The sequence below is a fragment of the Geobacillus sp. BMUD genome, from assembly GCF_013096845.1.
Lineage (GTDB): Bacteria > Bacillota > Bacilli > Bacillales > Anoxybacillaceae > Geobacillus > Geobacillus vulcani.
This window is the reverse complement of sequence record NZ_SDLA01000004.1, coordinates 181,400-192,780: the sequence shown is the minus strand read 5'-3', so window position 1 is coordinate 192,780 and position 11,381 is coordinate 181,400. Positions and strand designations below refer to the sequence as shown.

The 11,381-nt window shown below is 48.1% G+C and carries 12 protein-coding genes; 6 read left to right on the top strand and 6 right to left on the bottom strand.

Features of this window, described 5'->3' with window-relative positions; all coding sequences use genetic code 11:
- The 3 genes from ETC05_RS07675 to ETC05_RS07665 form a co-directional block, all read left to right on the top strand.
- Positions 1-828, top strand: an 828-nt coding sequence (locus ETC05_RS07675) for a nucleotide-binding domain containing protein (RefSeq protein ID WP_305792247.1), incomplete at its 5' end; no start/stop codon positions are given.
- Positions 812-1,831: a 4-hydroxythreonine-4-phosphate dehydrogenase PdxA gene (gene pdxA, locus ETC05_RS07670; RefSeq protein ID WP_031406736.1), complete on the top strand. Its 1,020-nt coding sequence runs from the start codon at positions 812-814 to the stop codon at positions 1,829-1,831. The genes ETC05_RS07675 and pdxA, both read left to right, overlap by 17 nt.
- A 113-nt stretch (positions 1,832-1,944) precedes the next feature.
- Positions 1,945-3,216, top strand: coding sequence for an MFS transporter (locus tag ETC05_RS07665; protein ID WP_031406734.1), 1,272 nt, complete (start codon positions 1,945-1,947; stop codon positions 3,214-3,216).
- Positions 3,217-3,492: 276 nt separating this feature from the next.
- Here ETC05_RS07665 and ETC05_RS07660 read toward each other — a convergent pair whose 3' ends face one another.
- Positions 3,493-3,765, bottom strand: coding sequence for a hypothetical protein (locus ETC05_RS07660; protein WP_253263968.1), 273 nt, complete (start codon positions 3,763-3,765; stop codon positions 3,493-3,495).
- 984 nt (positions 3,766-4,749) lie between these two features.
- Entirely contained in the window at positions 4,750-4,914 is a 165-nt protein-coding gene (locus ETC05_RS07655; RefSeq protein WP_171660736.1) for a hypothetical protein, read from the bottom strand.
- Positions 4,915-5,569: 655 nt separating this feature from the next.
- Between ETC05_RS07655 and nagZ the strand changes: the two genes are divergently transcribed.
- From nagZ to tagU, 3 genes are all read left to right on the top strand, one after another.
- Positions 5,570-6,622 carry a beta-N-acetylhexosaminidase gene (gene nagZ, locus ETC05_RS07650; RefSeq protein WP_237746875.1) on the top strand — a complete coding sequence of 351 codons (1,053 nt, stop codon included), beginning with the start codon at positions 5,570-5,572 and terminating at the stop codon, positions 6,620-6,622.
- A 391-nt stretch (positions 6,623-7,013) separates the two neighbouring features.
- Entirely contained in the window at positions 7,014-7,466 is a 453-nt protein-coding gene (locus tag ETC05_RS07645; RefSeq protein WP_031406724.1) for an N-acetyltransferase, read from the top strand.
- Between the two features lie 469 nt (positions 7,467-7,935).
- Positions 7,936-8,874, top strand: a complete 939-nt coding sequence (gene tagU / locus ETC05_RS07640; protein WP_031406722.1) for a polyisoprenyl-teichoic acid--peptidoglycan teichoic acid transferase TagU — start codon at positions 7,936-7,938, stop codon at positions 8,872-8,874.
- A gap of 73 nt (positions 8,875-8,947) precedes the next feature.
- On the opposite strand, the gene ETC05_RS07635 is transcribed toward tagU, so the two are convergent.
- The 4 genes from ETC05_RS07635 to ETC05_RS07620 all read right to left on the bottom strand — a co-directional run bounded on the left by ETC05_RS07635 (position 8,948) and on the right by ETC05_RS07620 (position 11,363).
- Positions 8,948-9,313 (bottom strand): hypothetical protein, encoded by a 366-nt coding sequence (locus ETC05_RS07635; protein ID WP_031406720.1) that lies wholly within the window; start codon positions 9,311-9,313, stop codon positions 8,948-8,950.
- 347 nt (positions 9,314-9,660) lie between these two features.
- Positions 9,661-10,098 (bottom strand): 3-hydroxyacyl-ACP dehydratase FabZ, encoded by a 438-nt coding sequence (gene fabZ, locus ETC05_RS07630; protein ID WP_031406717.1) that lies wholly within the window; start codon positions 10,096-10,098, stop codon positions 9,661-9,663.
- Between the two features lie 71 nt (positions 10,099-10,169).
- Positions 10,170-10,529, bottom strand: a complete 360-nt coding sequence (locus ETC05_RS07625) for a DNA-directed RNA polymerase subunit beta (RefSeq protein WP_171660734.1) — start codon at positions 10,527-10,529, stop codon at positions 10,170-10,172.
- A gap of 12 nt (positions 10,530-10,541) precedes the next feature.
- Positions 10,542-11,363, bottom strand: coding sequence for a flagellar hook-basal body protein (locus ETC05_RS07620; protein WP_171660733.1), 822 nt, complete (start codon positions 11,361-11,363; stop codon positions 10,542-10,544).
- Positions 11,364-11,381: the final 18 nt, after the last annotated feature.

The following is an 11,381-nucleotide window of genomic DNA, read 5'->3' as shown; positions in this document are numbered from 1 at the left end:
CCCATGTCCCATTCCGAAATAATTCACAAAAAATTTAGCACATTCTTTCGGAAAGGGGGAGAGGGATATTCCGAAGGAATGTGCAAAAAAGAGTCTTTTTTGTGCGGAAATAAAGTGATAATTTACACGATGACGAAAATCAAAGAAAAAATTATCGTCCCAGTTGATCCTGGCCCTTTAACAGCATATTATGCAAGATTATACTTTCACCAGCAACTTCATGCAGATAAAATACTAATGGTCATTGGAAGCGTGACTCCCTTGACCGGTCGTCAACTTCATTATCTGTTAGCTAAAACAAATGCTAACCCCGTATACGTCAATCCAGAAAAACTGGCAAGCTTCTCAAACAGCTGGAACGAGGAAGTAGAACGCGCAACAGCCGTTGGCCTAGAGCGACTCGAAACGGAAAATATTTTGATCGTTACAACTCATCACCCCGCCAACAGTCTAATCGATTTGAAAGCGCTGTCTGCTGTTGAGCAAGTATCCGAAGATGCTCTGGCCAAACGAATCACAGACGGCCTTGCTGTCATCGGCCGAAAAATCATTGAAAATTCCAAATACCCAATTTGTGGATGCTTCACAAGCGGTGGGGATGTTACGGCATCTCTTTGCGCCGTAGGAAGGGCTAACGGTATTGAAATTGAAGACGAAGTTCTTCCGCTGACCTCATTCGGATACTTTTCGGGGGGATACTTGGATGGACTCCCTGTAGTCACAAAAGGAGGAATGGTCGGCGATCAACGTTCCATCTACAAAAGCCTGCGCTTTTTGCAAATGAAGATTCACAGCCAAAGGAGTGGGAAACATGTCAGTGCACATTAAGCCTATTATTGCAATTCCAATGGGAGATCCGGCAGGAATCGGGCCAGAGATTGTCGTGAAAGCCCTGAGCAATCAAAAAATCTATGAGGTTTGTCATCCTCTTGTTATTGGTCACAATGAAGTGTTGAAAAGAGCAATGGGAATCACTCATATCTCATTGAACATAAATGAGATCAAAGACCCTTCGGAGGGTAAATACGAACACGGCACGATCGATGTCATTTCGTTAAACAACGTAAACATAGACACTCTTGAAATGGGAAAAGTCCAAGCACAATGCGGCAAGGCAGCCTATGAGTATATTGAAACAGCTGTTCATTTGGCATTAGACAGAAAAGTATCGGCCTTGGCAACAACGCCGATCAATAAAGAGTCATTGAAGGCCGCCAATATTCCATTTATCGGACATACGGAAATCTTAGCTGCTTTGACCAATACCAACGATCCGTTGACAATGTTTGAGGTAAGAAATATGCGTATTTTCTTCTTAACAAGACATTTGTCCTTAAAAGATGCCATCGCCGCAATGACGAAAGAAAGAGTTTGTGACTATTTAATTCGTTGCGACCAAGCCCTGCGGCGTCTTGGGGTGGAAAGTCGTAAAATCGCTGTTGCCGCATTAAACCCACATGGTGGAGAAAACGGGCTGTTTGGAAGAGAAGAAATTGACGAGATTCTTCCAGGCATCCAAATGGCACAAGAAAAAGGAATTCATGCAGTTGGCCCTGTTCCTGCTGATTCGGTGTTTCATCATGCTTTAAATGGCCGTTACGACGCTGTATTGTCCCTTTACCATGATCAAGGGCATATCGCCGCAAAGATGGCGGATTTTGAAAGAACCATTTCAATTACAAATGGGCTACCATTTTTGCGTACATCGGTTGACCATGGAACCGCCTTCGACATCGCTGGAAAAGGAATAGCAAGCAGTGTCAGCATGGAAGAGTGCATCAAAGTGGCCGCAAAGTATGCTGGAAAGTTCCATTCTTTGCAAACCGTATAAATTTCTCAAAGACCTCGAAGCCGTCGGACAGTGATTCTGTTCGATGCTTCCATATATAAATTTGGAAACGATTACTTGAAAACCTATCGCTTTATAGAACTGGGGGAACTGCTATGAAATCAAAATGGTTGCGAATCATTCCTGTCGCTTTTGTTATGTACATGCTTGCTTACATGGACCGCATTAATATAGGAGTTTTAATGCCCTACATCCAAAAGGATTTGAACATTTCGGCTTCAGCTGCTGGAGACATCGCCGGCATCTTCTTTATTGGCTATTTATTGTTGCAAATCCCTGGCGGAGTCTTAGCCACCAAGTGGTCAGCCAAAAAGTTTATCTTTATTCTAATGATCCTTTGGGGATTGGCAGCTATGGCCTCTGGTTTTGTCCAGACAGAAGGACAGTTAAAATTAGTGAGATTCTTGCTAGGCGTTGCCGAGGGAGGGGTTTGGCCGGCTGTTCTTGTCTTACTTGCCAACTGGTTCACTCTTCAAGAACGAGCAAGAGCTAACGCATTTTGGATGGCTTGTCTTCCCGTTTCGGCCATCCTCATGGCGCCCATAACAGGTATGTTGTTGCATCATCTCAGCTGGAAAACAGTGCTCATTCTGGAAGGCATCCCGCCTATTGCTTGGGCGTTTGTATGGTATGCCATGATTAAAGATAAGCCGGTCGAAGCTGAATGGATGGGTGAAAAGGAAAAGCATCAGTTGCTGCAATTGCTAACTGCCGAACAAAGCCAATCTTCAAAATCGGAAGGATATGCAGCAGCATTTAAAAACAAATCCGTTTGGGGTCTCGTCATGATGTATTTCTTATGGATGACTGGATTTTACGGTTATACAATGTGGGTCCCCAGTGTGGTGAGCGAATTTACCAATGATCCTTCTGTCATGGGGTGGTTGACGGCCATTCCGTTTACATGTGCTCTCATCGGAATGATAGTTAACTCCTCTTGGTCAGACCGTCGTATGAACCGTATCCAACACGTCGTCATTCCTCTATTTATAGCAGCTTGTACCATGGTCATTGGGCAGTTTGTAGAAACACCTGTATTAAAAATGATTCTCTTATCAATCACAGCGATCGGTGTGTATGCACCATATGGGCCACTTTGGGCAATCCCAACGGCCATCATCCCTGCTGAAGTAGCTGGTGCAGCCATGGGCTTGCAGAATGCCATAGGCAACCTTGGCGGCTACAACGGACCAAAATTTTTTGGCGTACTTAAAGACTTAACAGGAAACTACCATGCCGGCTTTTATTTCTTAGCCCTGTCACTTGCCTTGGCAGGAGTTTCCACTCTACTTTTAGGAAAAGCAATACCCAAAAAAGAAATATCTACTGTCCCCACTAGCAATCCAAAAACAGTAAATTCAAACTGATAGACACCTGACTACGAGTTTAGAAAGAGGATAAAGGAAAGGTCATACGCAACTCCCATCCGCTTTATAGCCTCCATCCCTTATGCAACAGGGGTAGGAGGCCGCCTGTTTTCTCACTGAAATTCTCTGGAAAGCCGTTGATTTAACGAAAAATGTGCCTCAACAACGTTTTCCTCCATTCGAGAAGCTCCACGGACTCAGCTCTTTACTCCGGTGAAGAACAATGGGGTGAAGAGAGTGCTGTTTTTCACCGGTCTTCTAACCGAAGCCACATCCTCATTCCCCATCCCCTTGATCTCGGGATAGCGCCCGCTCCCGTCCCCCCTGTAGCTTCTTCATCTTTTTCAGTTCCTTCTTGATCTCGATGAGCAAATGGTGGATCTTCAATGAAAGGATCGCGTCTTTTCTCGCCAACAGCCCTTCGTCGATCATTTTCAAATGATCCCATGCTTTTTCAATCGTCTCTTCGTTGTAATTTCTAGGGTTGATGATGATCGCTAACAATTTCTCTTTTGTATAACTGAGACTTTTCACAATTTCTTTAAACATTCGATCTCGACGTGTCTACTTTCTATATACATGCTCATTGAAAAATTAACATTTGGCTTCTCCTGCAACGAGCTTCCTCTCCCATGGCTCAGCTTGCAGGTTGAGCCTACAGGATCTTTGGAGGAAATGATGCAGCGCTTAGGGTGTGCAGGATAACGGAGAGGTTAACTCTTCATGTTGCATGTATATAGCAGCCATTGCATCTGTTCTTCTTGTTTCATTAAGCCTTACCTCATCATCTTTCCGCGCTGTTTGCTCCAAGGCATATTCGTAACAACCAACTTCCCCCATCGATAACCTTCCAACTGGCAGCACCACCTTCCACCCCCGCACCGTTTTGCGCCATCGCCTCCACAAATCTCACTCGCCGCCCACACCTGATTGCACTGGATGGTTGGGCGAAAGAACCGCAGTATGATATAGACGCACCTTGAAAAGTGAACTTCTCGCTGTACCACCCCAGGCGTTTCGGCACTTCTCCCAGGCGTTCATGGATATCGTTCACAAACTGGGTAATGGCTTAGACGATATCATTTCAATCGTTGGGAAACACATCGGCCATGATGGTATCTTCCCCCACAAGCGTTAAATCAAATTTAATTGCGGTGAATACAGGGGAAGAAAATTGAACTACTCCACCTTAATTTCTGACGAAATTTGAAGATGGAGATTCCTGCGAACACCAAGGTATCCCTCAGTTATTTAGCAGGCTATCCCCGTCGCACCGACGGTTAGCAGTACCAATGGCGTAAGCCTCCTGCAAGTATTGCAAACTTGTACATTGGACTCTTGCCACGCACCCTACTTTCGCTTGGTTTTCGCAACTTCGGTGTGCGTGGTAGACGAATTGATGCTTGGATATTTTACATGACAGAGCCTTTCCTGTCACAACCCCATATATCCAGTTTTCAAAGAACATGTACAGGAATATGATACCATACAAACAGGTGTTTTGGCTATCGCCAACCGACATTCATCTCCCACTTATTTTTGGGCTACGCCCTGCACAAAATTGAAGTAGGAGTCTTCTGTCGGAAAACGATAAAGCGAAAACACGGTCCCTCCTTCCGCAAGAACTCTCTCACCATCATAACTTTCCATGACAAGACGAGTCACCACCACACACTGGCGAAGATGGACATTTTTCATCTCCCGTCCCTGCTTGTGAAATGTCTGAGACGGCCACCCGCGGTCATGGATGATTTTGAGCTGTTTCATGTCTGATTCCGATCGCTTTCCTTAGGAACAGTATCACCGGGCAGGTACTACTTAGGCGAAGGTTAACTTTTCAATTTTAATGAGCATGTATATAGAAACGAATGGAATACAATCGACGTTATTACTATTAGAAATATCTCATATATTGAACCAACATCCTTCACTGGCAACGAAGATGAGGCGGATATACTAGCATGTCTTGAAGGAAAATGGACGTTGAGTGCTTGGCGAAGCGAATAGTAAAAATTGGACTGGGTGAAAAACAATGAAGCATTCCAGAAGTTCTCGAAGAAGGGCAAAAAGGCAAATCTCACCGACATCCATTCTCTTATTTTCTCTACTTTCTGTCGCTCTATGCTTGTCTGCTTATGCTTTAGTCAACCGAGAACTATATGACTCAAAGACGGTTTCCCCGAGCAGCAACTCTGAAAAACGAAACAACGGGAACAGTCAACAGCCGCAAGCAAACGAACCGGCAGAACCAGACGGCCAACAGACGCAACCAAACGAAAACGGCTCATCCCACCAAACAAGCATCACCTTTTTTGAGCCGTCGTCTGATCAAAACGAAAAAATTGATCGTATCATGAAGACAATGAGCCTTCGAGAGAAAATTGGCCAACTGGTCATGGTCGGATTTCCATCGACCGAGCCTGATGAAAACGTGAAACGAATGATTCGCCACTATCATGTGGGCGGGGCCATTTTATACGATCGCAATATGAAAACACCGGAACAAGTCGCCACCTTGACGAATGATTTGCAGCGAGTGGCCTTGGAAAACCGATTCAAAATCCCGCTCGTCTTTAGCGTTGACCAGGAAGGCGGAAAGATTGTCCGAATGCGGCAATACGTTTCCCCAATCCCTTCCCAACAGCAGCTTGGCCAAAGCAAAGACGATGCCAAAGTGTATCAAATCGCCCACCGAACGGGAACCGAACTGGCCGCGATGGGCATTCAAATCAACTTCGCGCCAGTGCTTGATCTCTCTGCGACTGACAGCCGTTCGTTTGGGGAAGACCCTGTGTTGGCAGGACGGTTGGGGCAACAAGTGGTGGCAGGACTGACTGATGCGGGTGTGACGGCTGTTTTGAAACACTTTCCGGGAAACGGGCGCAGCCAAGTTGATCCGCACCATGACACCTCTTCCATTGAAGCCGGGATGGAGGATCTTGAAAACAAAGACATTCTTCCATTTCGACAAATCATCAAAAACATCAACCATGACCGTTTCTTTGTAATGGTCACACATATTAAATACCCGGTATACGACAAAGAACATCCAGCCAGCCTTTCCTCTGCGATTATTCAACAATTGCTGCGGGAGAAATTAGGCTATGAAGGCATTGTCGTGACAGACGATTTGGAGATGGGAGCGGTAAGCAAGTATTTCACCTATCGGGAACTCGGTTATCGCGCCATAGCGGCTGGCGCTGACTTATTGCTTGTCTGCCACACGTTTGACCACCAAAAAGAAGTGATCGACGGCATATGGGACGCCGTCCAAAACGGAAAACTGTCAGAAGAACGAATCAACAAATCCGTGAGAAAGATTTTAGCCTATAAACTGTCCCAATTCCCTTCCGTCGAAAACGTTTATGTCGATCCCGCGAAAGCGAAACAAGTGGTAGGAAAATAACCGCTCTCGTTGATCCACCGTGAAACACATGAACCATCCTCCACCTGCACGAAACGAAAAAGGTGGGGGATTCTTCTTTTGCTTTTACCACAAACTTTCATCGAATGATCTAAGCGGGATAATGCCTAAGAAAAATGAAAAAGAAGTGAACAGTGCCACAAAAAAGGATTGGAAGATATCCAAAAAGAGGATCGGCAATGAAAAAGAGATAAGGAAACTTCATACCCGCTCGAGCCACAGCAAAACACGGCAATTCCTCTTAGGGCTCGCTCGTAAGACATCGGGCACAAACCAGGACGTCTCGGCCGAAAAATTAACAATTGCATATAAACACAAAATATCGTATATTTATAAAAAAGAATCTATGATCATACGATAGTGAGGGAGCCCAATGCACATTGACCATGCCGTCACGAGCGATGTAAAAGAAATCCATGCGTTAATTCAACACTTTGCGGAAAAGGGATTGGTGTTGCCCCGCTCGTTATTATCGATCTATCAGCACTTGCAATGCATGTATGTGGCAAAGGAGAACAAGCAAATCGTTGGAGTAGGAGGATTACATATCTTGGGGCACGATCTCGGGGAGGTCCGTTCGTTAGTCGTATCCCCTGATCATATGGGAAAAGGAATCGGCCGCATGCTCGTTGACCATATTACGAACGAGGCAGTCCGACTCGGAGTAAAACGATTAATCTCCTTCACATACCAAATCGAGTTTTTTAAAAAATGTGGGTTTGAAATCGCGGAAAAAGCAACGTTGCCTGAAAAAGTATGGATTGACTGTGTCAATTGCCCGAAGCTCGACTGTTGCGATGAAACGGCCATGATTAAATACCTTTGATCCTTCTCCCGCCTGCGCAACCGCGGAGAGGTGGGAGATTTTTCTTTCGAAGCCCCCGCCCTGCGGCAGGCGGGGAATGGATCATCTCTTTCCAAACAATCCCGCCTGCAGGCGGCGCAGGGAGAACATCGATGATGAGGACGCCGATTCCCGTCTCCCTTCCACTCATGTTGAGAAGCGGAGACCTTCTCGGCTTGAGAGGATGAAACAACCGCCCTTCTACGGAGCCATCTTTCCTACTGATGACCTCTGCATGTACCCCTAATCATCCTTTTCAATGAACCCTCTATAAATGTTTATCCGCTCTCCATGACCCCACTAAACTTTGAAGGATACTTCCCATTTAGGGATAAAACCTACAGCTGGGGAGATTGGATAGAAGCCGCTCACTGCTTCCGGTTGTTTTCTTATAACAAACATTCTATAATCGAGTTGATACAATTGAAAATTCTATAAAGGAAGAGTGTCGATGAGGACAAAGCGCCGAAAAAAGAAAAAATGGCTTCGATGGTTGCTGGGAATATGCATAGTGTTGCTCATAGGAGCAGGAATATTCGCTTATTCGATTTACCATCATGTGAAACAGACGGCGAACCAAATGCACGAGGACATCAACTGGAAATCGGAAAAACGGCAAGAGGATGTATCATTCGAACGAAGGACGCCAATTTCGATCTTGTTGATTGGCGTCGATGAGCGGAAAGGAGATAAGGGACGTGCGGATACACTCATCGTCATGACGGTCAATCCAAACAAACAATCGATTGAGATGGTCAGCGTCCCGCGCGATACAAGGACGGAGATCGTCGGGAAAGGCATCAAGGACAAAATCAACCACTCGTACGCCTTTGGCGGAGTCGAGATGACGATGGCGACGGTCGAGCATTTCTTGGATATCCCGATCGACTATTACATTAAAGTCAACATGGAAAGCTTCCGCGATATCGTCAATGCGGTCGGCGGAGTGACGGTGAACAACCCGTTTGCCTTTACATATGAAGGCACGTACTTTCCGAAAGGGGAAATTACGCTAAACGGAGACGAAGCGCTGAAATATTCGCGCATGCGGAAAGAGGACCCACGCGGCGATTTCGGGCGCCAAGACCGCCAGAAACAAATCATTCAAGCCATTATTGAAAAAGGGGCAAGTTTCTCGTCGCTCACGAACTACAGCGATGTACTCGCGGCGATCGGGAAGAACATCAAAACAAACTTAACGTTTGAGGAAATGAAAGAGATTCAGGCGAACTACAAAGATGCTCGCAAACACATTAAGCAACTGCACATTACCGGCCAAGGGACAAAAATTCATGGCATCTATTACTTAATCGTGCCGGAAAGCGAACGGTTGGCCGTTTCGAATGAGTTAAAAGAACATCTTGAGCTGAAGGCAACAGCAGTGAAATAAATAAACGAAACAGGGATGCTCCAAAAAGGGAGGCTTTTTTACATCATCCCTTTTTGGGCATCCTTGTTTTGCTCTACTCGTCTTTATTGTCCTTGTCATTCGCATCCCGCGGATCTTCAATCGGGTCTTCGCGGTCCGGCACTCTGTCCCGCTCATCGTCGCCCGGTCCGTTGTTCGTGTCGTCTCCCGGCGGGAGTTGATTGTTTTGGTTGTCGTTCAAATCGGTATCGCGTGTGTCCGGGATGCCGTCGTTGTCTTTGTCGTTGTCGACGTTATCGTTTTGGTTGATGTCATCGGCCGGATTCATGTCTTGGTCGTTGACATCGTTTTGGTTGTTTGGCGGCGGTGGGTTGTTGTCGCGGTTCATATTGCATCCAGCCGCCAAAAAGAGGGCGACAAGGGCGCTGAACAGCCGGATCAGCAACGCTTTTTTCTTCATCCTATCTGCTCCTTTCTATTGGTTGTGGTGACCTTATGTAAGACCGGTCCTTGCTTATCTTGCCCAGAACCGTGCGTTTCATGCATGGTGGACGGAAGCGTCAATCGTTTTCCATCTTGGGGCACCGCCCGCAAAAGGAACGCAAATGGCGGCTGGGAAGAAAAGAGGTTCATCACTGCAGCCTGCACTTGACAAGCGATATGGTTTCCTGAACAAGGATGTTCCAAAGCCATTGATTTACTGACTTTTTCTCACAAGCGTAAGTAGAGCCCGTTCTGAAAAAATCAAGCACAACTTCTGGTGAAGAACCGAAAAAGAAAACGCGCCCCAGAGGGAACGCGTTTCGTTTAACTGGAAGATTTCTCCCCTAAAGCAAACATGAGCTCTGTTTCGCAAACGAGCTCGCCGTCGACAGTGGCGATGCCTTTGCCTTTGCCGATGGCGCCGCGAGCGCGGAGAATTTCCACTTCCAGCCGAAGCTGATCGCCTGGTTTCACCTGCTTTTTAAAACGGCAGTTGTCGATGCCGGCGAAAAAGGCGAGGCGGCCGCGGTTTTCCTCGCTTTGCAAGAGGACGACGGCGCCGACTTGGGCGAGCGCTTCGACGATCAACACGCCGGGCATGACCGGATATTCGGGGAAGTGGCCGGCGAAAAACGATTCGTTGGCGCTCACGTTTTTGATGCCGACAGCCCGCTTCCCTTCTTCGATCTCAAGAATGCGGTCCACGAGCAAAAACGGGTAGCGATGCGGAATGATCGCCTGAATTTGTTGGATATCCAGCATACGAAGAGCCCCTTTCCATTGTGGTGGAGAATATGCCGCCATCAAACCGCACTTTGCGGCAAGCGGCTCCGTTATGTCCCTTTTTCGACAAAGTCGAGGATGTGCTGCCACGTCGACGGGCGGAATACATCGAGCCATCTTCCGTCGCCGATGGCGCTGTAGCCGACAACCGCGCCTATCGCGAGGCTGGCAGCCATCAAAACGGCAATGATGATGAGCCGCAGCCAAATCGGGATGAGCCGGGTGCGCGCAAAGCGCCGCGGCTTGGTTCCTCGTTCCTCTTCATCCGGTGCACGATCCGTCCGCGGCTCTTCACTCTCTTCTTGCGGCGGTTTGGTTTGGGCCATGATCCTGCCGCTCGGGGGGAAGGAGCGCTTCCCCTGCTTTCGCCGCTCGATGCGGGATGACGGCTGTTGCGTTTCTTCGCTCATCGTGATCTCTCCTTAGGAGGAGCGCATGTTGTTAATCAGCCCAAGCATTTGTTCCGAGAGAGAAATGGCGCGGGCGTTGAGCTGATAGGCGCGGCTTGTCGCCATCAGGCCGACCAGTTCCTCGCCAAGGTCGACGTTCGCTTGTTCGAGCGCGCCTTGCCTGATGCTGATTTGGCCGCGCAAATTGCCGTTGAGCTCTTCCGCTGCGCCTGGGGCATTAGGAAGCGCATAGACGTTGCCGCCGCGCCCTTCGAGAAGCTGCGGACGGCGGATCATAGTGACGCCCAAGTTGACGCGGGCGACGACGCGGCCGTCGGCATTGGTTGCCGTCAACGTCCCCGTCGGGGACATCTGCACGTCATGCGCATCGGCGGGAAGCATAATCGGCGCATTGGCTTCATTCAACACAAACAAGCCGTCGCTTGTCGTTAAAGCAAGCTCGCCGTTCATGGGCGCAAGCGAAAAGTTGCCGGCGCGGGTGTAGCCGATCGTTGCCGCGCCGTTTGGGTCGGCCAGACGGACGCGGAACCATTGGTTTTCGGCCGTCAAGGCAAAATCCAAGCGGCGGCCAGTCTCCACAAGCGCCCCTTGCAAGGAGATGAGCATCGTCGAAGCGAGACGCGCTCCGTTGCCATAGCGCACCCCTTCTGGCGTTTGCCGGGGCGCTTTGTCGTTCGGCAAGCGGTCGATTTGTTGGGTCAAGAGCTCGGCAAAGCTCGCTTCGCGCCGTTTAAAGCCGACGGTGTTGCTGTTGGCGATGTTATGGCTGATCGTATCGAGCCGCTGTTGCAAGGCATTCATCGTGTTGGCGGCGGTGAGCATCGAACGAAGCACGGGCTTGTCCCCCTTTTG

Excerpts from the sequence above, each read along its gene's own strand:
- pdxA (WP_031406736.1), top strand. The coding sequence starts at position 812 with ATGTCAGTGCACATTAAGCCTATTATTGCAATTCCAATGGGAGATCCG.
- ETC05_RS07665 (WP_031406734.1), top strand. The coding sequence starts at position 1,945 with ATGAAATCAAAATGGTTGCGAATCATTCCTGTCGCTTTTGTTATGTAC.
- ETC05_RS07660 (WP_253263968.1), bottom strand. The coding sequence starts at position 3,765 with ATGTTTAAAGAAATTGTGAAAAGTCTCAGTTATACAAAAGAGAAATTG.
- ETC05_RS07655 (WP_171660736.1), bottom strand. The coding sequence starts at position 4,914 with ATGAAAAATGTCCATCTTCGCCAGTGTGTGGTGGTGACTCGTCTTGTC.
- nagZ (WP_237746875.1), top strand. The coding sequence starts at position 5,570 with ATGAAGACAATGAGCCTTCGAGAGAAAATTGGCCAACTGGTCATGGTC.
- ETC05_RS07645 (WP_031406724.1), top strand. The coding sequence starts at position 7,014 with ATGCACATTGACCATGCCGTCACGAGCGATGTAAAAGAAATCCATGCG.
- tagU (WP_031406722.1), top strand. The coding sequence starts at position 7,936 with ATGAGGACAAAGCGCCGAAAAAAGAAAAAATGGCTTCGATGGTTGCTG.
- ETC05_RS07635 (WP_031406720.1), bottom strand. The coding sequence starts at position 9,313 with ATGAAGAAAAAAGCGTTGCTGATCCGGCTGTTCAGCGCCCTTGTCGCC.
- fabZ (WP_031406717.1), bottom strand. The coding sequence starts at position 10,098 with ATGCTGGATATCCAACAAATTCAGGCGATCATTCCGCATCGCTACCCG.
- ETC05_RS07625 (WP_171660734.1), bottom strand. The coding sequence starts at position 10,529 with ATGAGCGAAGAAACGCAACAGCCGTCATCCCGCATCGAGCGGCGAAAG.